The organism is Amycolatopsis jejuensis (assembly GCF_000717335.1).
Lineage (GTDB): Bacteria > Actinomycetota > Actinomycetes > Mycobacteriales > Pseudonocardiaceae > Amycolatopsis > Amycolatopsis jejuensis.
Window position 1 is genome coordinate 107,827 of record NZ_JNYZ01000024.1, and the last position, 26,925, is coordinate 134,751.

The window sequence follows — 26,925 nt, forward strand, 5'->3', positions numbered from 1 at the left end:
TGGCTCGCGGGTTCACACCCGAGCGCGTTGGGGTTGGGCGGGCTCCGCACCGCCCGAGACCGTCCTGGCCGGTGCCTGCCGGTGTTCGTCGGGTGCCTGCCGGTGCCTGCCGGTGTTCGTCGAGTGCCTGCCGGTGCCTGCCGGTGTTCGTCGGGTGTTCGTCGGTATTCGTCGGGTGTTCGTCGGTATTCGTCGGCGCAGGTCGGTGCGGCGGAGCCACTCCAACAGCGCCCGCAGCGCCGGTGCGGCGAGGCTCCCTGGTGCCTAGGGTGCCCGTTGGCGGCCGACACCCAACAACGCCCCCGACGCCCGCCGGTGCGGCGACACTGCTCGACGCCTGCAGCTCGCGCCGGTGCGGCGAAACTGCCCGACGCCCACAACACCCGCCGCTGACAGACACTGCCCGGGCGTGGCAACGTTCCTCCGACGCCCACGGCGCGGCGGTGCGGCGGTGCGGCGGTGCGGCGGTGCGGCGACGCTGCCGGACGTCCACAATGCCCACTGCCGACCAACACTTACGAACATCCCCGAGCGCTGCGACGCTCCCTGAACGTCCAACAGCGCCCACCGCTGACCAGCACTCACCAACACCCCCGAGCGCTGCGACGCTCCCTGACATCCACAACGCCCACCGCCGACCAACACTCACCGGCGTCCCCGGGCGGTGACACCGCCCGAAGCCCACAACACCCGCAGCCGACCGATGCCCACGACCCCCACGACGCCCCAGGCTCGGCGGCCCTGCCCGACGCCCACAACACCCACCGCCAACCAACACCCACCCCGACACCACCAAGAGGTGCGCCAACGATCCCCGGCGCCCCAATGGCTTGCAGGTGCATCACTCACCTGCATGGCGAACCCCGCTCACCAAAGGAGGTCAGGAGCGGGCGATCTCCACATCGTCAAGGATGCCCAAAGCATCCGGAACCAGAACCGCTGCCGAGTGGTACGCGCTGACCAGATAGGAGGTGACCGCACGGTCGCTGATTCCCATGAAGCGGACGTTCAGCCCTGGGCGGTACTCGTCGGCCAGGGATTTCGGGCGTAGGCCGATGACGCCTGCATCGTCTTCGCCGGTGCGCATTGCGAGGATCGACGTCGTGCCTGCCTCGGTGATCGGGATTTTGTCGCAAGGCAGGACTGGCACACCTCGCCATGCCTGTACTCGTTTGCCGTCCACGAGAACGGGCGACGGGTACACGCCCGTTTTCGTGCACTCGCGGCCGAAAGCGGCGATGGCCCGGGGGTGGGCGAGGAAGAACCGGGTCTTGCGCCGTCGGCAGAGCAGCTCGTCCATGTCGAACGGCGTCGGCGGGCCGGTTCGCGTCGTGATCCGGTTCTTGAGGTCGGCGTTGTGCAGCAGGCCGAAGTTGGTGTTGTTGATCAGCTCGTGTTCCTGTCGTTCCCGCAGGGCTTCCACGGTGAGCCGCAGTTGCTGCTCGAGCTGGTCCATCGGATGGTTGTACAGGTCGGTCACCCGGTTGTGCACCCGCAGCACGGTTTGCGCCACGGACAGCTCGTACTCGCGCGGCGCGGGTTCGTAGTCGACGTACGTGCCTGACAAAACAGGCTCGCCGTCGTGTCCGGCGGACAAATCGATACTGGCTTCGCCCTTGCGGTTCTGCGGTTTCCGGGGCCGGGTCGCTGCGCTTGCGATGTGCGTGCGCAGGGAATCGGCGCGTCCGTTGAGCCGGGTGTACGTCGCCAGGGGCAGGACCAGCGCGACCACCCGGGTCGCGGCGCGTGCGGTGAAGGTCCAGACTGCGTCGTCGCGGGCCAGCAGCTCTGCGCCGAAGTGGTCGCCGTCCGTGGCTGTGCCCTCGTGGGTTTCGGCGCCGTACTCGCCCTTGCCGTGGCGGGTGATCTTGCCGTGCACCACGAGGACGAGCAGGTCGAGAGCGTCGCCCGCGGTGACGAGTGTGCTGCCGGGTTCGTATTCACGTTGCTCGAACGCGTCGGCCAGTGCGGCGAGAGCTGGTTCGTCATCGAAGCCGCGCAGCAGTTCCAGCTCCGTGAGTTCGGCCGGGATCACCTGCGCCCGCGCACCGGTGTGGAAGAAGCTCACCTTGCCGTCGCCGACGGTGTACGTGAGCCGCCGGTTGACCCGGTAACTTCCGCCGGGCACCTCCACCCACGGCAGTTGCGACAGCAGCCACCGCGGAGTGATCCCGCGCATCTGCGGCTGAGACTTGGTGGTGGTGGCCAGGGTCCGGGCCGCGGCGACGCCGAGGGAAAGCCTCGGCTCCTCCGTCGTCGTCACTCCGATCAGCCTTCCCGGCCGATTTCGGCGGACTCCAGCACCGCGAGCGCATCGGGCACGAGAACGGCGGCGGAATAGTAGGCCGAAACCAGGTAGGAAAGGATGGCCTGTTCGCTGATCCCCATGAACCGGACGTTCAGGCCGGGCTGGTATTCGTCGGGCAGCCCGGTCTGATGCAGCCCGACCACGCCCTGGTCCTGTTCACCGGTCCGCATCAGCAGAATCGAGCTGGTCCGGGTTTCGGTGACCGGGATCTTGTTGCACGGCAGGATCGGCACCCCGCGCCAGGCGGGCACCTGGTGCCCGCCGAGGTCGGCGGAACCCGGGTAAATGCCTGCCTTGCTGCATTCCCGTCCGAACGCCGCGATCGTTTTGGGGTGCGCCAGGAAGAATCCGGGATCCTTCCAGACCAGCGAAAGCAGCTCGTCGAGGTCGTCCGGGCCGGGCGGGCCGGTGCGGGTCGGCACCCGCTGGGCGAAATCGGCGTTGTGCAGCAAGCCGAAATCGGGGTTGTTGACCAGCTCGTGTTCCTGCCGCTCCCGCAGTGCCTCCACGGTGAGCCGCAACTGCTGTTCGGTCTGGTTCATCGGCTCGCTGTAGAGATCGGCGACCCGGCTGTGGATCCGGAGCACGGTCTGCGCCACGGAAAGCTCGTACTCGCGCGGCGCGGTGTCGTAGTCGACGAACGTTCCGGGCAAGGCCGGCTCACCGTCGTGTCCGGCGGAGAGGGCGATTTCAGCTTCACCGTGTTCGTTGCGGGCCGAGGATCCGCCGGCGATGAAGGCGTCCAGGTGGGCGCGCAACGCGTCCGAACGGTTCAGGACCCCTTCGAACTCCTGCCGTGACAGGCTCAGCACGGTAGCCGACGTGACTGCCCGGGCGGTGAATTCCCAGATCTCGTCCGCAGTGGTCAGAACGTTCTCGCCGAAGTAGTCGCCGTCCGCGAGCGTGCCGAGCGCGGTTTCGTCACCGTACGCACCGAGGCCGACTTTGGTGATTTTTCCGTGCGCGATGAGGAACACCCGGTCCGACCGGCTGCCGAACTCGGCCAGCACGTCGCCCGGTTCGACCTCGCGTTGCTCGAACCTCCCGGCCAGCTCGGCAAGGACCTCCTCCTCGTCGAACCCGCGCAGCGGCGCGAGCTCCCCGAGCTCGGGCGGAATCACCCGGACCTCGGACCCGTTGCGGCTGAACGTGACCCGCCCGTCGCCGACGGTATAGCTGAGCCGGCGGTTGACCCGGTACGTACCACCGGACACCTCGACCCACGGCAGCACCTTCAGCAGCCACCGCGAGCTGATGCCCTGCATCTGCGGTACGGACTTCGTCGTCGTCGCCAGCTGCCGGGCCGCGGCCCGCCCCAAGCTCAACGGTTCCTGGTCCTCCACGTCCGCGGAGTCGACCGGATCGATGACAGTCACAGCGAAACCACCTTGTCACTCACAGGGATCAGGATTGGTACCGGGGGTTGGTGGCATGCCATTCGAGGCCACCACCCATCCAGGCGCGGACGCCGTCGAGGAACCGCTGCAGCTCCGGCGAAGGAACCGCCTGCAGCGCCCGGTGTCCTTCCTCGAACTCGCGGACGATCCGGTTGTGCAGCCCGACCGTGATCTCCACGGCTTCCTCGACCGGGCAATTCCGGTCGGCGGCGATCTGCAGCACCATGTTGCAGACCGGTTTCTCGTCGGCCGCGTCCTTCGCGACCGAGTAGAGATCGTTGACCAGCACCGCCGCCGTACCCGCACGCATCATCTCCTCTCGCACGCGCGGGTCGTAGTAAAGCGGCGCAGGGAGTTCGTAGCCGCCGACGGCGTCGATGAGGGTCATGGATGTGTAGAAACTGTCGTGCTGGCGAGCTGCCAGGTACTCCCAGGCCGGCGGATACCGGCCGGTGTGCCGCCAGGCCGCGTACGCGTCCCAGCTGACGAACATCGCGAACGTCGAGTAGCACACCCGCTGGACCAGCACCGGCGAACCGTGCCTGCCCAGATGGTCGATCGCCGAATGCAGCCCGACCCGGATCGGGTCCGCTTGGAGCGCCGCGTCGAGCGGTGCGGAGAACTCGCCGGCCGGCGCGACCGGATCCATCGCGGCCATGACGAGCGCCAGGCGCGGCGGGAGCTCCGTGGGTGCGGCGCCGAGGGTGCTGTCGTCGGCGTAGTAGTCGTCGGCCGCCCACCACGCCGCGTTGAGCTGGGCGGCGACCAGCAGCCGGTCGGGATCGGCGCAATCGGGATGGGCGAGCATCACCAGCCTGCCGAACCCGGCGTGCGCGATCTGGTGCAAGCCTTCGCCGGTGAACCCGCAGTCTTCCGCCCACGCGACCAGCCGCCGGTCGACCTCCTCGGCGAGCGGCTCGTCCACGCGCTCCACGATCGGGCAGTACAGCGGCGATGCACTGCCGTCGCCCCATTGGTGTTCCGCATACGCCGGATCGGGCGGGCCGACCGGCGCGAACTGCGTCGCGATCCGCGCCGCCGACGTCCCCAAGCCGAGCGGCCCGCCGAGCAGGCCGGTGGTGCACCCGGCCTCCGGATGGAGCCGGATGGCTGCGGTTCCGTACATGGCGACCTCCCTGGGACCTGCTGGTCAGACGCGGTCGGCGGCGATGAGCAGGTAGTGGAAGCTGCCTTCGCGATAGGCGGTGAGGAACGGCTGCTCGATGCCGGTGGCGACCGGCGACTGCGCGCGCAGCTCCCAGTAGGGAATGGTGGCCGCGGTGAGGTCGACGACGTTGATGGGTACGAAACCGTTGGCGGCCAGTGCGGTGAAGTAGTCGCTGCGGGCGTGGATGTTGCAGATGTAGTGCTGGTCGATCTGGCTCACCGCGCGCGACCGCCCGCCGGTGACGTCGTTGTAGCACCCGGTGATCGTGACGTATCGCCCACCGGAACGGAGCTGGCGCGCGTGTTCGGCGAAAAGATCATTCAGGTCGACGTACATGGTGCTTTCGTTGTTCCAGATTCCGGCAAATGCACCGCTGTCGAATCCGGTGTCCAGCATGTTCCGGAGGTGATACTGCACGGAATCGGCGATCCCGCGTTTCCGCGCCTGCTCGTTCGCGAATTCGACCTGCTGTTCGGAAATGGAGATCCCGTCGACGCGGCAGCCGAACCGCTGGTGCGCCATGACACTCGAGCCGCCCCGCCCGCAGCCGGCGTCCAGCAGCCGGTCGCCCGGTTCGATCCGGCCGAGGTGGTGCAGCAGGACGTCGGCCTGCGCGGTTTCGAGCCGGTGCATTTCGGCGATGATCGCCTCGTCACGCGGGGTTCCGCTGCCGGAGAGAACCGCCGGGTCGTAGTCGCCGAGACCGTAGTGATGGTGGTAGAGACCGTCGACGTCACCCAGGCGGAGGTTCACCGGGTCCTTCTCTGCATTCCAGTAGTCGGCGACCGACTGCTGATATGCGGTGTGAGTCACCGGGTGGGCAACAGAGGTCATCGTGAAACTTCCTTTCGGACCGCATGGGGTTATCGACGCGCACCGAAACCGCGCCGGTGCGCGGCCCCGCTTTCGGAAGTCATTTCCGCTTCACCCGACGCTAGCGAGAAATGTTTTGGACGGACAAGGTGCGTTGCCGGGTTTCACTCGCGGGCCGGGGAAATTGCGGGTACTTGGCTCGTCTGGCCTAGAAAGGCCCCTGCACGGGGTGCAAGCCGCCGTGGCGCCGGAACCCGATCGAGGCCACGACCACCCCGGGTGGATGACGCTGCGCAACCGTGCGTGGGCCGCCGGTCGGTGGTCCGGCCGTCACTAGACTTCCCGTGGCCCTGCGGAAGGACGTTCGACCATGGCGATGCGCGCGTTGCGCTATTTCGGTGACCCGGTGCTCAAGTCGGTGTGCGATCCGGTGACCACGTTCGACAGCAAGATCGAGGCGCTGGTGCAGGACCTGCTCGACGGCGTCGAGCCCGAGGGCCGCGCCGGACTCGCCGCACCGCAGATCGGGGTCGGGCTGCGGGTGTTCAGCTACGACGTGGGCGGGCTGACCGGGTACGTGATCAACCCGGAGATCGCCCACCTTTCCGAAGAGACGCACGAGATCGGCGAGGGCTGCCTGTCCGTGCCGGAGCTGTGGTTCCCGACCGTGCGCGCGAAGCACGCCGTGGTGCGCGGCGTCGACCTGCGGAACGAGCCGATCGAGGTCGAGGGCGTGGACGTGATGGCGCAGTGTCTGCAGCACGAAACCGACCATCTGGACGGAAAGCTGTATCTGGACCGCCTTACTCCCGATCGGAAGAAGCAGGCCCTGCGTGAGGCTCGGGGTAAGGATTGGTTCTGGAATCGCTGAATCAGGTTCCGGGTTGCGGGGTTCGGCTCGTTTGGGACGGGGTCCTTTTGCGGAGGTCGTGCTTGGGCTTCGCTGTGATCGTGGGCCGGAATCCGTTGCGGCGCGGGAGTTCCGTCAGCGCGGCACGGTGAGCAGATCGCGCAGCGAGCTTCGCGGTGGGGTCTGGGCAGTTACGTTTGTGGCGCGCTGTCTGGGCCGCAAGGTTTCCCGTGCGGGACCCGCGGCGGCGCGAGCGCTCCGTCTACGCGGCAGGGTGCGCAGATGGCGCAGCGAGGTTCGCGGTGCGGCCAGCACAGCGAGCGTCGCTGCGCACCCTGCGCAGCAAGTTTCCCGAGGCGAGACCCGCGGCGGCGTGAGAGCTCGGTCAGCGCGGCACGGTAAGCAAATGGCACAGCCAGGTCCGCGGCACGGCCCTGAGCGCAAGCTCCCCGGTGCGGGACCCGCGGTGGCGTGAGCGGCCGGTCAGCTCGGCACGGTGAGCAAATGGCGCAGCGAGGTTCACGACGCGGCCAGCGCAACAAGCTTCCCGGCGCGGGACCCGCGGCGGCGCGAGCCGTCGGCCAACGCGGCACGGTGAGCAAATGGCGCAGCGAGGTTCACGACGCGGCCAGCGCAACAAGCTTCCCGGCCCGGCCAGCGCAACAAGCTTCCCGGCGCGGGACCCGCGGCGGCGCGAGCCGTCGGCCAACGCGGCACGGTGTGCAAATGGCGCAGCGAGGTTCACGACGCAGCCAGCGCAACGAGGTCCGCGGCGCGGCCTGGGCAGCGAGGTTCACGGTGTGGCCATCGCACGGTGCGTGGTTACGGCTGAGCGGTGTCTGATCGAGCAGTGCCGGTCGAGGACCGCGTCGACGTCGCGTTCACCCCCTGCTGCTGGCTCCAGCCCGTCAAGAAGGTTCCCTGAGGCGGTCAAGGTTCGCCGGAATGTGGTGTGCTGTGCGAAGGCTGTTGCGGGGTGCGTAGGCAGAATTCGTTGCCTTCCGGGTCGGTGAGGATCGCCCGTGGGGTGTTGCCTTGCCCGATGTCGGCGAGGGTTGCGCCGGTGTCGAGGGCTCGGCGGACTTCGGTGGCATGGTTGCTGTCGGGGGTGGATGCGACTTCCAGGTGCAGGCGGTTTTTGCCGTGTTTCGGGGTTTCGGTGCGGAGGAATTCGAGCGTCGGGCCGCGACCGGAGGGGTTGTGAAGTGTGGTGATGCCCGGTTCTTCGGCGGTGATCGGCCAGGCTGCCAGGGGTGACCAGAACCGCGCCAGGCGTCCGGGGTCCTGTGCGTCGACGACGATTGCCGCGACTGCGCCGGATCCGGCGTAGGTGGTGCGTGGTTCGAGCACGCAGAACTCGTTGCCTTCGGGGTCGGCGAGGACGGTCCAGGGCACGTCGCGCTGGCCGATGTCGATGGGGTGGGCACCGAGGGAGAGCGCGTGTGCGACCGTTTTGCGTTGGTGTTGGTCGGAAGTGCTGGCGAGGTCCAGGTGGAGCGGGTTCTTGCCGGTCTTCGGTTCGGGCGCCGGGACGAAGACGAGACTCCAGCCGTCGCCGGGTGCGGGGACGGCGACCTCGGCGGGCAGGTCGACGGTGATCTGCCAGCCGAGCAGGGTGGCCCAGAACCGGGCGAGCTCACCCGGCCGCCGGGCGTTGACGACCAGGGTGTCCAGATGTGTTGCCATGCCCGTCACGTTAGCCGGGAGCACCGACAAAAACTGCGGGCCGGGAAAGATCTCGCTGGTGGGTTTTCTGCTGTGCCAAGGGGTTGCCGGACGTGGAGGGAGCGAAATCCTCGTCGTCCGGCGGTCCGTATCCTGCCGCGGACCGGGGTGAACCGGGAAGCTTCCCCGCTTGCGGTTCGTCCGGTGGCGGTCGGGGGTCAGCGGGTGGCCAGGCGGAGCAGGGCCCAGGTTTGGGCGGACAGCTCGTGGTCGCCGTCGGTGTGGACCATGGTGACCGGGACTCGGCCCCAGAGCCAGAGGTACACGTTCGCCGGTGGGCCGGTGACGATGGCGTCGGCGGTGTCGGCTTCGGGGGGTGAGCAGCGCCAGGCTTCCGTTTCGCCGGGGCCGGCTCTGGCTATCCAGCTGTGGCCGCCGGTGTGGAAACCCACTGTGCCGCTTCGGGTTCCGGAGACGCCCATGGTGGTGAGGCGGTGTCCGAAGTAGAGGGTGAGGGCTTCGTCGACGCCGTCGGCGGCCAGGTCGTCCGGGACTGCCGGTTCGCCGGTTCCCGCGGCGTTTTCGGCGTCGACGCGGTGCACGAGGGTTTCGTGGAGCATGCGGCGGCGCCAGAAGCCGTGGGTGGGGTCGGCGGGCCACCAGGTCGCGGCGCGGGTGACCGGGTCGTGCACGGACAGCTCGGCGGCGAGCTCTTCGCGGGCGGCGTCGTAGAACTCGGCGACGGGCTGGCCCGGCAGCGGGTCGCGTTGCCACTGCGCAGGCTGCCTGCCTTCGCGCAGCCAGCCGAGCGCCAGCTGGTACATGCTGCCGACGTGCTGGACGAGTTCGTTCAGCGTCCAGCCCGGGGCGGTGGGCACGGGCGAATCCGGGGACGCCGAGTGCGCGACGTCCGCCAGCAGCTGCGCTTCGACGGAGAACGCCTCGAGCAGCCGGCCGTGGTCGACTGTGCCGAGCTCACGCGACATGGGCTTCGCCGGAAATCGGCAGGCCGTGCACGACCCGGCGGACGAGCTCCAGGAACTGGGCGGTGGCCTGCAGCAGGCCGGCCGCCGAATCGGCGGTGACGCGGCCGGTGATGCCTGCCTCGGCCGCTGCACGGGTTTCGGAGTTGGCCGCGAAGAAGGCCGACCATTCCCGCAGCTCGGGGGCTACGGCGTCGAGCAGCACCCAGCCGCTGGCGGGCCGCCCTCGGCCCCGGCGCGGACGACCGTGCACGGCGAGCACCGCCGCCGCGCCGCGGAGGGCGGCGAGGTAGGCGCCGATGAAGCGTTCGGCAGGGTCCCGTTCGTTGGCGGCGTGGTCGAGGCCGCGCTTGGCCTGGGCGAGCAGGGCCGCCGCTGCCGGGGGCGCGGGGGGGCGCAGGGACAGGGGCAGCTGCGACTGGCCGGGGTCGCGGCGTGCGGAGGACCTGGTCGAAGTGGGTCGGGCCGGGTGCCGCTCGACGGAGGCACGGGGTGCTGACGGCTCGGACTGGCCGGACTCGCGGCGGGTAGAAGACCTGGTCACGGAGGCACGGGTTGCTCCCGGCTCCGGCTGGCCGGACTCGCGGCGCATCGAAGACCTGGTCACGGCGGGACGAGCCGGGTGCTGCTCGACGGAGGCGCGAGTTGCTGCCAGCTCGAGCTGGCCAACAGTGGGTCGAGCCGGAGGCCACTCGGCGGAGGCGCGGGTTGCTGCCAGCTCGAGCTGGTCGACAGTGGGTCGAGCCGGAGGCTGCTCGACGGAGGCACCGGTTGCTCCCGGTTCCGGCTGGTCGGTGGGAGCGGAGGACGACCCGGCAGCAGAACCACCCATGGCAGCACCGCGTCCGGAACCGGGCTCCCCGGGGGACACGATCGAGACGGACATGGCGACCCTCCTCCTGCTCGGGTGGGTCCGGGTGGTCCCGAGGTGCTTCCCCCACCCCGGGACCGCCCGGCTCGCTCCCACCGGATGTCGAACGTCTGTTCGAACAGTTTCCAGAGTAGCCGTGCCGGCGGGTCTGCTCAACCCCGCCGGTGGAATCCGGGTACGTGGTGCGGGACACGGCCACCCTGTCGTGGTCTCATAACCGGGTGAGTTCCCTCGAACATCCCGCTGTCGCCAAGGTCACCGCCGTGCTGGCCGAGGCAGGGCAGCAGTCCGCCGCGGACGGCGTGCGGGTGCTGCCTGCCGAGGTCCGCACTGCTGCGCAGGCCGCGGAGGCCCTCGGCGTGCCGGTCGGGGCGATCGCCAACAGCCTGGTGTTCCGTGCCCGCACTGCCGACGGCACCGAGGCCGCGCTGCTCGCGCTCACCTCCGGTGCGCACCGGGCGAAGGAGTCCCGGCTGGCCGAGCTCGCCGGGTTCGCCGAGGCGGGCAAGGCGGATGCGGCGTTCGTCCGGGAGCACACCGGGCAGCCGATCGGCGGGGTCGCGCCCGTCGGGCATCCCGCGAAGCTGGTCACGCTCGTGGACACCGCGCTGCGCGAGTACCCCGAGGTGTGGGCTGCGGCCGGGCACCCGAAGTCGGTCTTCCCGACCACTTTCGACGACCTCGTCGAGCTCACCGGGGGTACTCCGGGCGATCTCGCGGGGGAAGGGGAGGATGGTCGATCGTGACCGCGATGTCCTCCGGGTGCTCCCGCTACGTGCAGCTCTCCGCCGACGAGTTCCGGTCCCGCCTGCAGGAGGCGCTGGCGATCTACGTGAGCGCCATGCGTTACCCCGAAGGCACGGCCGAGCAGCGTGCGCCGATGTGGCTCACGCACGCGCTGCGCGAGGGCTGGCGCTGCATGGCCGCCCTCGACGACGACGGGGTCCTCCTCGGCCTCGCCTACGGGTACAAGGGGCGCGCCGGGCAGTGGTGGCACGAGCAGGTGCGGCACGGCCTCACCCGCCGATCCGGGCCCGAGGCGGCCGACCGGTGGCTGTCGGACTACTTCGAGCTGACCGAGATCCACGTGCGCCCGGAGAGCCAGGGCAAGCAGATCGGCGAGGACTTGCTGCGCCGCCTGCTCGACGGCGTCCCGAGTGCCAACGTCCTGCTGTCCACGCCGGAGGGGACGAGCCGGGCGTGGAAGCTGTACCGGCGCACCGGGTTCGTCGACGTGCTGCGCGACTACCACTTCACCGGCGACCCGCGTCCGTTCGCGATTCTCGGCCGGTCGCTGCCGCTGGAGCAGAGCTGAGCGGTTCGGGCCGCCAGTAGCCGACGCCCAGCGCAGCGACGAGCAGCGCGGCGCCGGTCCACGCCACAGCGCCCAGGCTTTCGTGCAGGAAGGCGACGGACAGCACTGTCGCGGTAAGCGGTTCCAGCAACGCCGACAGTGCACCGAGTACCGGATGCGCGCCAGCCAGGCCGCTGAAGTACGCGACGTACGCGGCTGCTGTCGGCACGATGCCGAAGTACGCGGCTACGAGCAGTACGTCAACGTTCAGGGGTAGCGCCATACCCAGCCACGCTGCGGCGGGGGTCAGCAGGACACCGCCGATGAGACAGCCGTACGCAGTGGTCGTTATGGGGTCTAGGCCGGGCTTCGCGGTGACTGTGGTCAGTACGGCGAAGCCTGCTCCGGCGAGGAGCGCGAAGAGGATTCCGGCCGGCTGCGCGGCGACGTCCGGGGACCAGCGCAGTAGCACCAATCCGGCGACGGCGCCGCAGACTGACAGCAGTGTCGCCGTACGCGGGGCTCGGCGGGTACGGATGGCAGACGCGACGGCTAGCGCGACGGGGGAACTGCCGATGGTGGTCATGGTCGCGACGCTGACGGAACTCAGTGCTACGGCGGCGAAGTAGCTGACTTGGAATACGGCGAAGAGTGCGCCGATGAGGAGAAGGCGACGCCACTGCCGACGGTCGGGGAGGCGCAGTCCGCCGGTTAGGGCGACGTACGTCGCGCATGCTGCGCCGCCGATGAGGAGGCGGTAGGTGGCGACGGTGAGGGGATGCAGACCGGCTCGCTGGGCGAGGAGGGAACCGGAGAGACCGCCGGTCCCCCACAGCATTCCGGCAATGACGAGGGCGGCCGTGGAACGGGCGCGCGAAGGTGCGGGCATCGGTGAGAAGGCTCCTGCGTCGAAGGAATCGGACGTCGACGACGCGGGGCAGTGCGCTGCGGCCGGTTCAGGGCATCAGCGAGCAGCCGCGGGTCCCTGGGACCTGCGACGGGAAACCACCCCGCTCAGGCGTGCGGGGGTGGGGTGACGAGAAAGATCCGATGCACGGGCGGGAGTTTAGCCGGGAGCGGGGTGGGGGTCGATGGAATTTGTGACGGGGGGTGGTGGAAGGGCTGGAGTGGGTTGCGGGCGTTGGTGACGGCGGACAGTGCCGAAGTGCCGGTGGGCAGGGCGGTGCCGGTGGGCGGGGCGGTGATGGACAGGCTGCGGCAGGGGAAGCGGTGACCTGGCGGGCGGTGGCTGCCTGGCGGAGGGGTGGAGACGACTCGGATCAATGGAGACGGGGTGGGTTCATGGAGAGGCAGGAATGGGTGGGGACGACCCCCGGCGAGCTGAGGTCGAGGTGGAGGGGCGAGGGGAAAGACGGTGGTGGGAGCGGTGACAAGGGGCGGCCAGGGGACGGGTAAGCGGACGACGGGCGGGTGGCTGCGGGGACCGGACCGGCTGAACGGCCGGGCAAGCGGCGGCGGGCAAGCTGGCGGCGCGCAAGCGGCCGGGCGAGGTGCGGCAGCGGAAACCGCGCCACAAGTCCGCAAGGACTGCGGTGCAGGGCACGCATGTCTGGCCCGCGAAACAGGACATGCCTACCGACTCCGCCGACGCGGGACATACCTACCGACCTTGCGACGCAGGGCATACCAAACCGACCCCTGCGGTGCAGGGGTGTGCTTGTCGGGAGCAAACCTCGCCAACACTCCGGCGAACGCGCGTTCCCGAGGAAACCGGCCCGGTGACCCTAGGAAACGCCTCGGCCGGTGTCCAATGAGAAACAACCCCGGCCCAGTGGCCTGGAAGGACACCCGGCCGGGGGCATCCGCGTCAGTCCAATCGGGACAGTTGTTCCCGTAGCGTGTCCAGGCCCATGCCGCCCATCAGAAGAGCCTTTGTGTGGAAATCCTTGATGTCGAAGGCGCTTCCCAGGCGGTGGCGGGCTTCATCGCGGGCCGTGAGCCACAGGCGTTCGCCCAGTTTGTACGACGGGGCCTGGCCTGGCCAGCCCAGGTAGCGGTCTATCTCGTCGTGGATGTGGGCCTGGTCGGTGATCGTGCGGGTGAGCATGAATTCCAGGCCCAGTTCCGGGGTCCATCGTGCGCCCTCGTGGAAGCCGGTGCCGGACGGGATTTCCAGTTCCAGGTGCATGCCGATGTCCACGACCACGCGGGCGGCGCGGAACAGTTGCTCGGACAGCATGCCCAGCAGGTTGCCGTCGTCGGAGAGGTAGCCCAGTTCCTGCATCAGGCGTTCCGCGTACAGCGCCCAGCCCTCGCCGTGGGCCGAAATGAACGTCATCAAGCGCTGGTACTTCGTGAGGGTCTCGGCTTGGTTGACGGCCGTCGCGATTTGCAGGTGGTGGCCTGGGACACCCTCGTGGTACACCGTGGACACCTCGCGCCACGTCGTGAACTCGTTGCGGTCTGCCGGAAGTGACCACCACATCCGGCCGGGGCGGCTGAAGTCCTCGCTCGGGCCGGTGTAGTACGCGCCCACGCCGCCGCCTGGCGGGGCGATGCGGCATTCCAGCGCCATCAAGCGGTCGGGGATGTCGAAGTGCTTGCCGCGCAACGACTTCAGGGCGTCATCCGACAGTTGCTGCATCCAGGCTTCGAACTGGGGACGACCCTGTATCCGGTAACGAGGGTCGGCGTCGAGCAGTTCGGCGGCCTCCGCTGGGGTGGCACCGGACCGGATCCGGCCGGCGACCGCGCGCATCTCCGTTTCCAGGCGGGAAAACTCGTGCCAGCCCCATTCGTACGCCTCGTGCAGGTCGAGCGAAGCGCCGATGAAATACCGCGACCACAGCCGGTAGACGTCCTCGCCCACGGCGTCCTTCTCCGGCGCCAGAGGGGCCAGCTCGGCTCGCAGGAACCCGGCGAACTCCGCGAACGCCTCCTGTGCGACCCGGGCACCCGCAGCCAGCTCGGACTGCAGCGTCCCGGCGTCGGCGACCAGGCTCTCGAAAAACCCCGGACCGTCCTTGAGCCCGGCCCACGTCTCGCACTGTTCGGCGACCTTCGCGACCTGCCGCAGCGCCGAAACCCGCCCGGCGTCGGCCGACGTGAGCAGGGAAGCCCGGACTCCGGCCAGCGCCTCGGGCACCTTCCGCAGCCGCGCCGCGATATTCGCCCAGTCCTCCGGCGTGTCCGTGGGCATCAGGTCGAACACCATGCGCAGGCCCTGCACCGGGCTTTCGATCACGTTGAGCGCCGCCGCGTCGAGACCCGCGTCGTGGATCTCCAGTTCCAGGCCCACCCGCTCGGTGAACACCGCCTTCGCGACCCGCTCCCCCGCGTCCGCCGGTTCGGCGGCGGTGACCGCGGCCAGCGCACGCCTCGCCAGCTCCGCGCGGGCGTCGTGGCCGGCGGGCGAATAGTCGGTGAGCCGGTCGTCGTAGCCCGCGACGCCGAGCATGGTGGCTGCGACCGGGTCGAGCGCCACGTAATCGTCGACGTACCGGTTGCAGATCTCTTCGGTGGAAGCCATGCCGGGCACGCTACCGGCCCGGTACGACAATTACGCGCGGGCGGGGACGAGCCCGAGCCGGGTCACCACCTCACGCGTGGCCTTGGATCGGTTGAACGTGTAGAAGTGCAGGTCCGGCACGCCCTCGGCGAGCAACTTTTCACACAGTTCGGTGACCCAGTCGATCCCGGCCGCGCGGAACGCCTTCGGGTCGTCCTCGAGTGGTTCGAGCCGGTCCAGCAGCCGCTGCGATGCCGGGGCGCCGGACAGTTTGATCGTGGTACGCAGCGTGCGCGGCGTGGTGAGCGGCATGATGCCGGGCAGCACGAGCTCGTCGCGGCCAGCGGCAGCGACCCGGTCGCGCAGCCGCAGGAAGTCCTCGGCCTCGAAGAACAGCTGCGCGATCGCGAAGTCCGCGCCTGCCCGGAACTTGCGGACCAGGTATTTCGTGTCCGACTCCAGGTCCGGCGAGCGCGGGTGGCCGTACGGGAACGCCGAGACGCCCACGCAGAAATCGCCCAGCGACCGGACCAGCTCCACCAGCTCCTCGGCGTACGTGAGGCCTTCGGGATGCGGGACCCAGTCGCCGTACACATCGCCCACCGGGTCGCCCCGCAGCGCGAGGATGTTGCGCACGCCGACTGCCGCGTACCAGCCGATCACGTTCCGCAATTCGGACACCGAATGGTCGACCGCCGTCAGGTGGGCCATCGGGCACAGCGTGGTTTCGGTGGCGACGCGGGCGATGCTGCGGATGGTGCCGTCGCGGCTCGATCCGCCCGCGCCGTAGGTGATCGACATGTACGCCGGGTCCAGCGGCTCGAGTTCGCGGATGGCCTTCCACAGGATGGCCTCGTCGGCCTCGTCCCGCGGGGGGAAGAACTCGACGGAGAACGCGGGCGCGTCCCCCTGCAGCCTCTCGATCACCGACGTCATGGAATGAAATGGTAGTGGGCGGTCAGTACGGGTGGCAGGGCTGCCGCGTGGCCTTGGCCACGCGTACCGTCGGATCCGGACCCTCCGGGGAGGAGCTGCGGATGAGCAGTGACGACGATCTTGCCTGGGACGAGGACGTGCGCCTCGCCGTCTACCACGCCTTCGCCACCCGTGGGCGGCCGCCCACCGCTCCCGAGCTGGCGAATGCCGCGCACGGGTCGCTCGCGGTGGCCAAGCAGGCGCTGCACCGGATGGCCGACCCGCGGTGGCTGTGGCTCGACGAATGCGAGCACGTCGCGCTGGCCGCGCCGTTCGCGGCGGTCCCGCTCGGGTTCGCGGTGATGGGCGAGCACACGATGTGGTGGGGCGGCTGCGCGTGGGACTCGTTCGCGATCCCGCACGTCGTGGCCACCGAGCCGGAGGTGCTGGTCGCAACGCGCTGTCCCGGCTGCGGCGAGCCGTCCGCGCTGGTCGTGCGGCGCGACGAGCCGCCTCGGGGCGGGCAGCTGGCGTACTTCCCGGCCTCGCCCGACCGGCTCGAGAAGGACCGCCGGGGACAGCGGCTGTTCTGCGGCGAGTCCTGTGTGGACGGTCCGGGTACGGTGCTCGGCCTTGAAACGCTGTGGTACCTCGCGAAGGACTGGTACACCGGGTGTCTCGAACCCGGCTACCGTCCGCGTGGACCGGCGGAGGCGGCGCAGTATTTCGCGGCGAGCGGGTATCCCGGGGTGTTCGAGCAGGTCTGACCCGGCGTCTCGTGCGCCACATCCGGGGGCACCCGGCGTGACCTCGGGGGTAGGTGTCCCGGAGGATGGCGCCATGGACACGTCCGGATTCGACGCCGATCTCCCTGTGCACGTGGAGCGTGCGCTGGCCGATTTCCTCGGCCGCGCCGGGGACGCGATCGTGGCGACCGAACCGAGCGTGGCGGCCGGGATCGAGGCGTTGTCCGGCTTCGTGCTGGGCGGGGGCAAGCGGATCCGGCCGACGTTCGCGTGGTGGGGCTGGCGCGGCGCAGGCGGGGCGGCGTCCGGACCGCTCGCCGAGGGGGCGCTGCAGGTGGTGTCCAGCCTGGAGCTGATCCAGGCGTGCGCGCTGATCCACGACGACCTCATCGACTCCTCGGACTCGCGCCGCGGGAATCCGACCGTGCACGTCGCCGCGGCGAAGCAGCACGCCGGGCACGGCTGGCTCGGCTCGCCCGGCGCGTTCGGGCTGGCCAGCGCGGTGCTGGTGGGCGACCTCGCGCTGGCCTGGGCCGACGACATGTTCGCCGAGGCCCCGCTGCCCGCCGCCACGATCGCCGCCGCGCGGCCGGCCTGGCGTGCGATGCGCACCGAGGTGCTCGCCGGGCAGTACCTCGACGTGCGTACACAGGCGGTCGGCGACGCTTCGCCCGAGGCCGCGCTGCGGATCGACCGGCTCAAGACGGCCGCGTACACGGTGCAGCGGCCGCTTCACCTCGGCGCCGCGCTCGCCGGGGCCGACGAGCAGCTGATCGCCACGCTCCTGGAGTTCGGCGGCGACGTCGGCGTGGCGTTCCAGCTGCGCGACGACCTGCTCGGCGTCTTCGGCGACCCGTCGGTCACCGGCAAACCCGCAGGTGACGACCTGCGTGAAGGCAAGCGCACCCTGCTCGTCGCGCTGGGTCTGCAGCTGGCTGCCGAGCAGGGCGACGACGCCGCGGCCCGGGTGATCGCCGACGCGATCGGCGACGCCGACCTGGCCGGGGCTGCGGTGGACCGGGTGCGGGACGCGCTGACCTCGGTGGGCGCGGTCACCGCGGTGGAGCGCCGGATCGACGAGCTGACCGCGTCCGCGACGGCCGCGCTGGAGCGGGCGCACCTGGCCGAACCGGCGCCGTCGGCGCTTGCCGGGCTGATCCGGCTGGCGACCCAGCGGACCTCCTGATGCGGACGGTGCCCGGGCCCACCGACCACGTCGTGGTGGTGGGGGCAGGCCTCGCGGGGCTGTCCGCGACCCTGCATCTGCTCGGCGCGGGCCGCCGCGTCACCTTGCTCGAGCAACAGAAGACGCCGGGCGGACGGGCGGGACAGCAGGATTTCGGCACGAATGCAGTCGACACCGGCGCCACTGTGCTCACGATGCCGGAACTGGTCGACGAAGCGCTGTACGCGGTCGGTGAATCGCTCGCCGCAACGGTGCCGCTCACGAAGCTCGACCCGGCGTACCGCGCCCGCTTCGCGGACGGCAGCACACTCGCGCTGCACACTGACGGCGAAGCGATGGAGGCCGAGATCCGCGCCTTCGCCGGTCCGTCCGAGGCACAGGGCTACCGACGGCTGCGAAGGTGGCTCACGGACCTGTACGCGGTGCAGAAGGACCGCTTCATCGGCGCGAACTTCGACTCGCCACTGGACCTCGTACACCCCGAACTGCTCAAGCTCACCGCGCTCGGCGGCTTCGGTCGGCTCGGGCCGCGCGTTGCGCGCTTCTTGCGTGACGAGCGCGTACGGCGGCTCTTCTCCTTTCAGGCTCTGTACGCGGGCCTAGACCCCACGCGCGCCTTGGGTGCGTACGGCGTGATCGCGTACATGGACACAGTGGGCGGCGTGTACTACCCACGCGGCGGTATGGGCGCGATCGCCCGCGCGATGTCCGACGCTGCGACGCGCGCTGGTGCCGAGCTGCGGTTCGGGACCGAAGCAGCGTGGCTTGAGCGAGTGTCGTCCCGCGTACGCGCTGTACGCACGCGTTCGGGCGAACGTATCGAGTGTGACGCCGTGGTGCTCGCGACAGAGCTGTCGGCTGCGTACCGGCTACTTGGGGCACGTCCTAAACGCGTACTGCCGTTGAAGTACTCACCGTCGGCCTTCGTCTTGCACGGGCACGCGAAGCGCTCATGGCCGGAGCTGGACCACCACACGATCTTCTTCGGCCATGCGTGGGAACGTACCTTTGCCGAGATCGTGCGCGAAGGACGGTTGATGAGCGACCCTTCGCTGCTGGTCACACGTCCCACGGCGACCGAGCCGACACTCGCGGGTGACGGCGGCGAGATCGTGTCCGTGCTCGCGCCGACGCCGAATCTGCGGACCGGCCCGGTCGACTGGGCGCGCGTCGGGCCGGCTTATCGCGAGGAACTGGTGCGTACGCTGGAATCCCGCGGGCTCACCGGGTTTTCCGGCGAATTCCGGGCCGACGAACAGCTCACGCCAGCGGATTGGGCAGCGCGCGGCCTTTCGGCAGGCACGCCGTTCTCGCTCGCGCACACTTTCCCGCAAACCGGGCCGTTCCGTCCGGCAAATCTGGTGCGGGCCGCGGGTAACGTGGTGCTCGCGGGTTGCGGGACCACGCCGGGTGTCGGCATCCCGCCGGTGCTGATTTCCGGACGGCTCGCCGCGGAACGGATCACTGGCCGGTGACCGAGCTCGACGCGGCCGGGATCGCGGAACCATTGCTGCGCGCCGCGTACACCGAATGCCGGCGCATCAACGCCCACCACGGCCGCACCTTCTTCCTTGCCACGCGGCTGCTTCCGGCGCGGGCGAGACCGGCGGCGCACGCGCTGTACGGTTTCGCGCGGATGGCCGACGAGCTGGTCGACAACCCCGAGCCCGGCACCGATCCGGCGGTCGCGCTGGACAAGGTCGCCGGGCTCGTCGACGAGGTCTACGACGGCCGCGAACCGGCCGACCCGGTGCTGTCCGCGCTTGCGGACACGGTGCGGCGCTACGGAATCCGCCGCGAGCTCATCGATGCCTTCCTGTATTCGATGCGGATGGACCTCACAGTGACGGAGTACGCGACGTACGCCGATCTCGCCGAGTACATCCATGGCTCGGCGGGCGTGATCGGGTTGCAGATGCTGCCGGTTCTGGGCACGGTGGTCCCCCTCGCGGCAGCCGAATCGAGCGCGGCGGCCTTGGGGGAAGCGTTCCAGCTCACCAATTTCCTGCGCGACATCGGCGAAGACCTCGACCGCGGCCGGTTGTACCTGCCGACGGAAGAACTGGCCGCGTTCGGGGTAGACCGCGCGGTCCTTTGCCGAGCGCGGCAAAACGGCCCGGACCCGCGGGTCCGGGCCGCGCTGGCCGTTGCGGTTTCGCGGACCCGGGCGGTGTATCGTCGGGCAGAAGCCGGGATTTCGTTGCTGCGTCCGGAATCCCGCGCTTGCGTGCAGACGTCGCTCACGCTGTACGAAGGTATTCTTGACGAGATCGAAGCGATGGATTACGAGGTGCTGAACCGGCGCGCGACGGTCAGCAAGGGGCGCCGGATCGGCATTGCGCTCACCACCTGGGCACGGCATCAGCTCTTTCGCGCGCGGTGAGCTGCCACCCGTTCCCTTGTCGCGCAACGGGATGAGCAATAGCGGCGCGGACTCCCCCCGCCGAGGTGCGCGAACGGCTTCCCGCACGACGCCGATGCGCACAGGCGGTCAGCCAGCAACGACGCCAGCGCCAGCGCCGACGACGTGATCAGCCAGGCGTCCCATGGACCGTCATCCGCCGCGTCCACGTGCAGGTGCCAGCCGAAGCCCTGGTGGGCGGTCAATCGCGGTGGGCTTGCGTACTTCGCGAAGAGCCGGTTGAGCACCTCAGCTGCCGTGCTTTCGTCCGGAGCCGCGAAGACCTCTCGCAACTCGCCGGGCTGCTCGCGCCCGCGATCGCAAGTGGCTGGACCGCGCAGCTGCCAGCGTTGGTACCACCGGCGCGGTTGGAGAAGGCCAGCACTCTCGACGCCATGACGTTCACTGCGGCAGGCCCTTGCCGTCCGGGTCTCGCAGGCGTCCTCGCGACTCTCGCGGGCGCACCGGTCGCCATGGCAGTCGCAGGAGCGCTTGTCCTTGCCGAGGTGCCCTTCGCGTGGTGCCTCGCCGTACGCACGACGCCGCGCTGATTCTCGCCCGCAACGCTGCGCTCAGGCGCTCCACGGCGACGTCGACGGCGCGCAACGCTTAGGCGGCGCGGGTTACGGCACGTTGTTGCTTGTCGCACTGTCGGTCGCTTCGCTCCTCGCGAACGCTGTACTCGCGAAGCGGCCGTTACCGCTTTCGCCGGACACTGCTGTGCGGCTGAGATCCACTGTGGACAATCAGAACGCGTCAACCCCATTCGGCGTCCCGTTCCCGGTCGGGCCGTCGTAGCCGGGTACTCCGGTGCAGAGATAATCTCCACATTGTTCGCCCTGGACGTTGTTTCCGGTGACGACGTCGTGGAGTTGCGTGGCGTGCGCGTAGATCCGCGACGCGTCCGGGTACTCGCCGTGGTGGCCGGCCAGCGCGATCACTCCCGCGATGAACGGGGCCGACGCGCTTGTGCCGCCGACTATTGACCAGCCGGAGGTGTACGACGTCTCGTAAACCGCTGGGCCCGTGTCCGGGTCCGCGACCGCCGAGACGTCCGCAGTGGTCCGGCCTGGGCAGTTCGGATCCTTTTGCCACAAAGGTTTCGGTACCCAGGCGGAACATCCGCTGCCGGCAGCCTTCCACGCCGACTCGGTCCAGCCTCGTGCATTGTCCGCTTTGGACAGTGAAGTACCGCCGACTGCGATGACGCTCGAGTAGACCGCAGGAGCACTCGGTACGGTGAATCCGCTGTCACCGCTCGACACGACCATGGCCACACCGGGATGCTGATAGTATGAAGCGAAATCGCCTGACCAATGACTTTCTGCCGCACCATAGCTGTTCGACACGATCGTCGCGCCCAGTTTCACTGCTGTGTTCACCGAAATCCCCAACGCCTCCAGCGACGCGTCATCACCTTCCACGAGCAGGATCTTGCACTGCGCGCACGCCGCTGACGCCATGTCCAGGTCGAGCGCGATCTCCAGCTGCCAGCCGCCCTGTGGAGGAGGCAGTGGATCGGTGTCACCGCGCTGGTTCACCTTGCGGAAGCAGCCGTTCGCGGTCGTGCACGGTGGAAGGCCGTAGGTTTGTCGGTACACGGCCAGATCCGCTTCGGCGGTCGGCGCATCACCGGCGTCCACGATGGCGATCGTCTCTCCGGCGCCACCGGTGTCCGGCAGGCGATAGGCGGAACGGAGGTCGGCCGGACCGTATCCGGCGGGCCTCGCAGCGGCATGCATCCTTTGCCCACCAGGTAGTTTCGCGAAACATCGGGCGAATCCGGGGGCGGCCGGGCCGCAGACATCCCGTGGGGCAGCAGACGCTGGAGCAGGAAGGGCAAGCACGATGAGCGCGGCGGCCAGTGGCACGAACCAGCGGCGAGTTCTGGACATTCTCGTCTCATCTCCCGATGGTGTAAGCGTTTTCGATCGTCTGCGTGATCGCGTTACCCGCCTGGTCGCGTGCCGTCACCTTCAGCGCCGGCGACGTTCCCGCGGCCTCCGGGGGGTTCCGCCACATCGCCACGTATTCGCCGAACAGCCCGGCCACCGGCGCCGGTTTCCAGGTGACGCCCTTGTCGAACGACACCGAAACCGTCGCGGAGGTGATCGGCGAATGCGCACCGGCACCGCTGTAGCCGACGTGCCCGACGTGCAGGCCGAGCACCTGCAGCGGCGAATGCGACGTCGTGGCCAGGTCGGACTCCAGCCGGTAGTCCACGGTCAGCGCACCGAGAATCCGGCACGGCTGCGAAGGATCAGTGGCCCGGCAGGTGTGCGGCGCGGGGAGCGGAGGGCCGCTGGCGTTCGGGTCGTACTGCACGGTGAGCTCGGTCCGCAAGCGGGTCGCCTGGCTGACGCCGGGCATCGCGCTCCGGTCGACGTCCACCACACCCCGCAAGGTGGCCGGGGCCTTGGGCACCGAGATGACCGCGCCGTACGCGCCGTCCTCGTCGAAGACCTGTTTGTCGTTCCAGTAAAGGGAATAATGCGTACGCGGCGAGTAGAACAGATGTACCGCAGTGTGATCCGGCACGCTGTCCCGCAACACGGGGACAGCCAGCGAAACCGTGTTGCCGGAGGCGCAGGCGTAACACGAAGCTTCGCGCGTCCAGTGTCCGAGACCGGCCGAAAGCGGGCCGCGCGACCAGTCGACGGTCGTGGTGGTGCCCGGCCGGAAGGTGTGCGGGTCGGCCGTCATCAGCTGGCGCGTCGAGCCCTTCATCTCGTACTGCAGCCATTCCGTGGTGTGCGAAGTGCCGAGATAGACGGTGCGCACCCCGGGCGCCGGGAGGTAGAACCCGTCCGCGCCGAGCCCGTGCCGCAGGATCACCGGGTCGACCGGGCCGTTCTCGAGCGCGACCGGCACGGTGTCCGCGGGATCGCTGTACATCCGGTCGAGGACAGTGGCGAGCTCGCTTTCCGGGGTGGTGAACGACGGGTCGGCGGGCAGACCCTCGGTGGAGAACGAAAGGTCGACGCGGTCGTGCCGGACCTCGGACCCGGGCGCTTTCCCGCCCCACTGCAGGACGTAGTGCAACAGCCCCCGGTCCGGCCGCGGCACCGGCGCGACGTACTGGGGCACGCCGCGGAAGATGACCCCGCTGGCGAATCCGCGCCCCGTCGGGTCTTCCCGGTAGAAGGAGCTGCTGACCATGTCTTCCTTCGCGCCCTTCGGCGCGGCCACCTTCACCTCCGCAGTCGCCTTCTTTTCTTCCACGGTAAGGGTTTTCACCCCTGGGGAAGCGTCGACGACGAACCCTTCCACCCACGAGGTCCGCACCGCGGTCAGGTCCCCGGCGGCGTTCCGGTCGCTGAAGATCGCGGACGCCGCGTAGCGCCCTTCCGGCACGGCAATGCGGGTGACACCGTCGACGTCGACGTGCCGAAGCAGTTTGGCCGCGGAATCGATGTTGACCAGCGACACCCGGCCGTTCACCTGGTTGCCCTGCAGATCGGTGAGACGGACCTCCAGGATCCGCATCGGGAAGTGCGGCTGGACGGTCTGCTCCTCCCCGGGCGCCCCGGCCCGCCGGATCGTGGCGGGAAGGGCGCTGCTGCCTGCCGAGCGGCCGGCGGCGACGTCGGCCGCGATCCGCCGGTGCAGCTCGGCGCCGAACGCGGGCGCGGATTCCGGGGTCAGATACCCGGTCGCGGTGGGGCCGCTCGCCGAGGTGAGGGTGATCCCGGGGAGCGCGGACGGGGTCACTCCGGCCGGGAAAGTCAGCTCCAGCGGGATTTTCCCGCCTTCCGCGGTGGCCAGCGCGGTCACGTCGAAGAGCGACCTGTCCAGGCGGCCGAGGAAGGGGGCCGCGTCGCTCGGGATGACGTAGCGATGGCCGCCGTCGAGCTGGTACGTCTGGAACGCTTTGCGTTCTGCCGGCTGGGCGAAACTCGTCCCGCCGTCCGGCCGCACCGTGACCCGGTCGCCGGTGGGCAACGTGACCTCGTGGGCAAGCTGTGCCGGTTCGGTGAAGGCCGCCACGGTCGCCGCTCCCGCCGGTGCACCGGAACTGCCCAGCGCCGGTGGGGCCAGTGCACCCGAACCGCCCAGCGCCAATGCGATCACCACGGCGGCGCGGCGTCTGCCGGAAACCCGTCCTCGCATGCCCGATGCTCCTCTCCGTCCGGGGAAGTTCGGTGAGCCGAGCAGGATGTGCGGTGGGAACCCGTTCCGGAGGATGGACTGGACCAATTGTGCGCGTCAACGACTACCCGGGTTTCTGTCCGGGACGGCGGATCTTGTCAGCCGACCGGACGAGCGCAGCACAAAAGCGCCCGCGACCAGGGCGAGCGCGAAAACCTACAGTGGGTGATCAGGGACGGGCTAGAACGCCATCGCCTGCGCGCGCCGTTTGACCTCGGTGCCGTGGCTGGTGCGCAGGGCGTTGATGGGTGTGCTGCCCGGGAGCGTGTCGTCGGCGGTGAAGAGCCAGCGCAGCATCTCGGTGCGGCTGAAGCCGGAGTCCGCGAGCACCGTGATGGTGCCCGCCAGGCCCTTGACCACGCCGTCCTTGACGAAGAAGGCGCTGGGCACGTACAGCTCACCGCTGCGCCGCACCGCGATCAGCTGCCCGTCGCGCAGCATCTGGCGGACCTTGCTGGCCGAGACCCCGAGCGCGGTGGCCACCTCCGGCAGCGGCAGGACCGCGACCGCGGTGTCGAGGACGTCGTCGGCGACAGGTATCCCACTCACAGGTGACACTGTGCCACATTCGCCCGCCATCCCCACTGGTATGGACGGGTGACCCACCCGGGCGCGGCCGGTCTTCCGTACGATCGTCCACCGTGACCCGGACCCAGCCCAGCCTCGTCGGCACTCTGCTCGAACGCCGGTACCGCGTGGACCGGCTGCTGGCCAGAGGTGGGATGTCGGCCGTCTACCGGGGGCTGGACACCCGGCTGGACCGGGCCGTCGCGATCAAGATCATGGATCCGCGGTTCGCCGACGACCGCTCGTTCGTCGACCGGTTCGTGCGCGAAGCGCGATCGGCCGCCCAGCTGCACCACCCGAACGTGGTCGCCGTGCACGATCAGGGCTTCGACACCCCGATGGGCCAGGACACCGGGCTCGCGTTCCTGGTGATGGAGCTCGTCGACGGCGGCACGCTGCGTGACCTGCTGGCCGAGCAGCGCCAGCTGGACGTCCCGCTCGCGCTCAGCGTCGCCGAGCCGGTGCTGGCCGCGCTGGCCGCCGCGCACGCCGCCGGGCTGGTGCACCGCGACGTCAAACCCGAGAACGTGCTCATCGGCCGCAGCGGGCCGCTCACCGGCGGCGTGGTGAAGGTCGGCGACTTCGGGCTGGTCCGCGCGGTCGCCAGCGCGGGCACCACGAGCTCCAGCGTCATCCTCGGCACCGTCGCCTACCTCGCGCCCGAACAGGTCGCCACCGGCGACACCACGGCCCGCAGCGACGTGTATTCGGCCGGGATCCTGCTGTACGAGATGCTCACCGGCGCCCTGCCCTACACCGGTGACACCGCGCTGTCGGTCGCTTACCGGCACGTGAACGACGACGTACCCCGTCCCAGCGAGCTGCGGCCGGACCTGCCGCCCGCGCTCGACGAGCTGATCCTGCGCGCCACCCGCCGCGACCCGGAGCAGCGTCCGGCCGACGCCGGGGAGTTCCTCGCCGAGCTGCAGGCCGTCCGCGCCGAGCTGGGCCTGCAGCCGGTCGCCGTGCCGGTGCCCCCGCCGCCGGACGAGGACCGGGTGGCCGACGTCGAGCGCACGATGCCGAACATCCCGGCGGTGCAGCAGACGATGCCGGTGTCCGGCCCGCGCGGCACCCGGGCGATGACCAGGGCGCCCATGCCGCCGACCCCACCGCCCGCTCAGCCACCAGCGGCCGCCCCGGAAGCGCCGAAGCCGCGCGACCGGCGCAAGGTCATCGCGCTGATCGTCGCCGGGGTGCTCGTGCTGGGCGGCCTGATCGGCGCGTTCGCCTACATCCTCACCGACTCCGGGCCCACCACCACGACCGTGCCGAAGCTCGCCGGGCTCACCCAGGCCGAGGCGGGCGACCAGCTGCGCGCGGCGAAGCTGAACCCGCGCTACAGCGAGGAGTTCAGCAACTCCGTCGCCGCCAACAAGGTGATCAAGGTGGACCCGGCGGCGGGCACGAAGCTCGACCAGGACGCCACCGTGTCCGTGGTGGTGTCCAAGGGCAGGCCGAAGGTGCCGGACATCCGGGTGGGCGCCTCGCTCGCGGACGCCACCAAGGCGATCCAGGAGCAGCAGCTCAAGGTCGCCCAGGGCACGCCGGAGTACAGCGACACCGCGCCGGAGGGCACCGTCGTGCGGGTGAGCCCGGCGGCGGGGACACCGGTGAACGTCGGCGGCCAGGTCACCGTGGTGCTGTCCAAGGGCCCCGAGCCGCTGCCGCCGGTACCGGACGTCACCGGGCGGCCGAAGGCCGAGGCCTTCCAGCTGCTGCAGCAGGCCGGGTTCCAGCCGGAGGACGGCGGCGAGGAGTTCTCGCAGACGGTGCCCGCGGGCGCGGTCACCCGCACCGATCCGCCGGCGAACTCCACCGGAAGCAAGAAGATCAAGGTCTACGTCTCGAACGCGGTCCAGGTGCCGGACGTCCGGTTCAAGCAGTTCGACGAGGCCGCGCAGATCCTCCGCACCGCGGGGCTCGACGTCGACCGCAAGGGCGGCGGCGGCCACGGCGGGTTCAACTTCGTGATGCAGCAGGATCCGCAGCCGGGTTCGCTGGTGCCGAAGGGCACCAAGGTCAAGATCCGCGGGTTCGGCGACTGAGACGCGGGCCACAGCGGCACTGGCGGAGTACCCGCAGGCTGTGGTAGCACAACAGCTGGCCGCACACCGACCCGGGGTGCAGGCATTTCGGTAAC

The 26,925-nt window shown here is 69.8% G+C and carries 22 protein-coding genes and 1 pseudogene; 9 read left to right on the forward strand and 14 right to left on the reverse strand.

Annotated elements, in window-relative coordinates:
* Positions 1 to 880: 880 nt before the first annotated feature.
* From OO71_RS30545 to OO71_RS30560, 4 genes are read right to left on the reverse strand one after another with little or no spacing between them, the layout of a single operon-like run.
* Positions 881 to 2,263 (reverse strand): family 2B encapsulin nanocompartment shell protein, encoded by a 1,383-nt coding sequence (locus OO71_RS30545; RefSeq protein WP_033293407.1) that lies wholly within the window; start codon positions 2,261 to 2,263, stop codon positions 881 to 883.
* Between the two features lie 5 nt (positions 2,264 to 2,268).
* Positions 2,269 to 3,684, reverse strand: a complete 1,416-nt coding sequence (locus tag OO71_RS30550; RefSeq protein ID WP_033293408.1) for a family 2B encapsulin nanocompartment shell protein — start codon at positions 3,682 to 3,684, stop codon at positions 2,269 to 2,271.
* A 28-nt stretch (positions 3,685 to 3,712) separates the two neighbouring features.
* Complete coding sequence (locus OO71_RS30555; RefSeq protein ID WP_033293409.1) at positions 3,713 to 4,831, reverse strand: family 2 encapsulin nanocompartment cargo protein terpene cyclase; 1,119 nt, start codon at positions 4,829 to 4,831, stop codon at positions 3,713 to 3,715.
* A 24-nt stretch (positions 4,832 to 4,855) separates the two neighbouring features.
* Entirely contained in the window at positions 4,856 to 5,707 is an 852-nt protein-coding gene (locus OO71_RS30560) for a geranyl diphosphate 2-C-methyltransferase (RefSeq protein ID WP_033293410.1), read from the reverse strand.
* Between the two features lie 349 nt (positions 5,708 to 6,056).
* Here OO71_RS30560 and def point away from each other — a divergent pair, with 349 nt between their 5' ends.
* Positions 6,057 to 6,557 (forward strand): peptide deformylase, encoded by a 501-nt coding sequence (gene def, locus OO71_RS30565; protein WP_033293411.1) that lies wholly within the window; start codon positions 6,057 to 6,059, stop codon positions 6,555 to 6,557.
* Positions 6,558 to 7,466: 909 nt separating this feature from the next.
* On the opposite strand, the gene OO71_RS30570 is transcribed toward def, so the two are convergent.
* The 3 genes from OO71_RS30570 to OO71_RS30580 form a co-directional block, all read right to left on the reverse strand.
* On the reverse strand, positions 7,467 to 8,222 hold the full coding sequence (locus OO71_RS30570; protein ID WP_051792468.1) for a VOC family protein: 756 nt from the start codon (positions 8,220 to 8,222) through the stop codon (positions 7,467 to 7,469).
* A gap of 197 nt (positions 8,223 to 8,419) precedes the next feature.
* A complete protein-coding gene (locus tag OO71_RS30575; protein WP_033293412.1) occupies positions 8,420 to 9,187 on the reverse strand; it encodes a maleylpyruvate isomerase family mycothiol-dependent enzyme in 768 nt (255 codons plus the stop codon).
* Positions 9,177 to 9,728 carry an SAV_6107 family HEPN domain-containing protein gene (locus OO71_RS30580; protein WP_425388711.1) on the reverse strand — a complete coding sequence of 184 codons (552 nt, stop codon included), beginning with the start codon at positions 9,726 to 9,728 and terminating at the stop codon, positions 9,177 to 9,179. Before OO71_RS30580 ends, OO71_RS30575 begins: the two co-directional genes overlap by 11 nt.
* 548 nt (positions 9,729 to 10,276) lie before the next feature.
* Between OO71_RS30580 and OO71_RS30585 the strand changes: the two genes are divergently transcribed.
* Together OO71_RS30585 and OO71_RS30590 are read left to right on the forward strand one after the other, a co-directional pair.
* Complete coding sequence (locus OO71_RS30585; protein WP_033293471.1) at positions 10,277 to 10,801, forward strand: YbaK/EbsC family protein; 525 nt, start codon at positions 10,277 to 10,279, stop codon at positions 10,799 to 10,801.
* Positions 10,798 to 11,370, forward strand: coding sequence for a GNAT family N-acetyltransferase (locus OO71_RS30590; RefSeq protein WP_033293413.1), 573 nt, complete (start codon positions 10,798 to 10,800; stop codon positions 11,368 to 11,370). The genes OO71_RS30585 and OO71_RS30590 overlap by 4 nt, the downstream gene beginning before the upstream one ends.
* On the opposite strand, the gene OO71_RS30595 is transcribed toward OO71_RS30590, so the two are convergent.
* The 3 genes from OO71_RS30595 to OO71_RS30605 all read right to left on the reverse strand — a co-directional run bounded on the left by OO71_RS30595 (position 11,309) and on the right by OO71_RS30605 (position 15,754).
* Positions 11,309 to 12,238, reverse strand: coding sequence for a DMT family transporter (locus tag OO71_RS30595; RefSeq protein ID WP_033293414.1), 930 nt, complete (start codon positions 12,236 to 12,238; stop codon positions 11,309 to 11,311). The two genes, OO71_RS30590 and OO71_RS30595, sit on opposite strands and share 62 nt — an antisense overlap.
* A 939-nt stretch (positions 12,239 to 13,177) precedes the next feature.
* Entirely contained in the window at positions 13,178 to 14,839 is a 1,662-nt protein-coding gene (locus OO71_RS30600) for a DUF885 domain-containing protein (RefSeq protein ID WP_033293415.1), read from the reverse strand.
* A 30-nt stretch (positions 14,840 to 14,869) separates the two neighbouring features.
* Positions 14,870 to 15,754 (reverse strand): methylenetetrahydrofolate reductase, encoded by an 885-nt coding sequence (locus tag OO71_RS30605; RefSeq protein WP_033293416.1) that lies wholly within the window; start codon positions 15,752 to 15,754, stop codon positions 14,870 to 14,872.
* A gap of 101 nt (positions 15,755 to 15,855) precedes the next feature.
* Here OO71_RS30605 and merB point away from each other — a divergent pair, with 101 nt between their 5' ends.
* From merB to OO71_RS30625, 4 genes are all read left to right on the forward strand, one after another.
* Complete coding sequence (gene merB, locus OO71_RS30610) at positions 15,856 to 16,500, forward strand: organomercurial lyase (RefSeq protein ID WP_033293417.1); 645 nt, start codon at positions 15,856 to 15,858, stop codon at positions 16,498 to 16,500.
* 73 nt (positions 16,501 to 16,573) lie between these two features.
* Positions 16,574 to 17,665 (forward strand): polyprenyl synthetase family protein, encoded by a 1,092-nt coding sequence (locus tag OO71_RS30615; RefSeq protein ID WP_033293418.1) that lies wholly within the window; start codon positions 16,574 to 16,576, stop codon positions 17,663 to 17,665.
* Positions 17,665 to 19,140 (forward strand): phytoene desaturase family protein, encoded by a 1,476-nt coding sequence (gene crtI, locus OO71_RS30620; RefSeq protein WP_033293419.1) that lies wholly within the window; start codon positions 17,665 to 17,667, stop codon positions 19,138 to 19,140. Before OO71_RS30615 ends, crtI begins: the two co-directional genes overlap by 1 nt.
* Positions 19,137 to 20,048, forward strand: coding sequence for a phytoene/squalene synthase family protein (locus tag OO71_RS30625; protein WP_033293420.1), 912 nt, complete (start codon positions 19,137 to 19,139; stop codon positions 20,046 to 20,048). The genes crtI and OO71_RS30625 overlap by 4 nt, the downstream gene beginning before the upstream one ends.
* Here the strand turns inward: OO71_RS30625 and OO71_RS49335 are convergent.
* A pseudogene (locus OO71_RS49335) lies at positions 20,027 to 20,362 on the reverse strand (CGNR zinc finger domain-containing protein); the annotation flags it as partial. The gene OO71_RS30625 and the pseudogene OO71_RS49335 overlap by 22 nt on opposite strands.
* A gap of 99 nt (positions 20,363 to 20,461) precedes the next feature.
* Between OO71_RS49335 and OO71_RS50415 the strand changes: the two are divergent.
* On the forward strand, positions 20,462 to 20,617 hold the full coding sequence (locus tag OO71_RS50415) for a hypothetical protein (RefSeq protein WP_156096618.1): 156 nt from the start codon (positions 20,462 to 20,464) through the stop codon (positions 20,615 to 20,617).
* Positions 20,618 to 20,812: 195 nt separating this feature from the next.
* Here OO71_RS50415 and OO71_RS30630 read toward each other — a convergent pair whose 3' ends face one another.
* From OO71_RS30630 to OO71_RS30640, 3 genes are all read right to left on the reverse strand, one after another.
* Positions 20,813 to 21,808: a S53 family peptidase gene (locus tag OO71_RS30630; RefSeq protein ID WP_245633828.1), complete on the reverse strand. Its 996-nt coding sequence runs from the start codon at positions 21,806 to 21,808 to the stop codon at positions 20,813 to 20,815.
* A gap of 160 nt (positions 21,809 to 21,968) precedes the next feature.
* Positions 21,969 to 24,176 (reverse strand): hypothetical protein, encoded by a 2,208-nt coding sequence (locus tag OO71_RS30635; protein WP_156096619.1) that lies wholly within the window; start codon positions 24,174 to 24,176, stop codon positions 21,969 to 21,971.
* 219 nt (positions 24,177 to 24,395) lie between these two features.
* Positions 24,396 to 24,764 (reverse strand): Rv2175c family DNA-binding protein, encoded by a 369-nt coding sequence (locus tag OO71_RS30640; RefSeq protein WP_033293423.1) that lies wholly within the window; start codon positions 24,762 to 24,764, stop codon positions 24,396 to 24,398.
* 92 nt (positions 24,765 to 24,856) lie between these two features.
* On the opposite strand from OO71_RS30640, the gene pknB reads away from it, so the two are divergent.
* The gene (gene pknB, locus OO71_RS30645) at positions 24,857 to 26,830 is read left to right on the forward strand and encodes a Stk1 family PASTA domain-containing Ser/Thr kinase (protein ID WP_033293424.1); all 1,974 of its coding nucleotides are present in this window, start codon (positions 24,857 to 24,859) and stop codon (positions 26,828 to 26,830) included.
* The last annotated feature ends 95 nt before the right edge of the window (positions 26,831 to 26,925 follow it).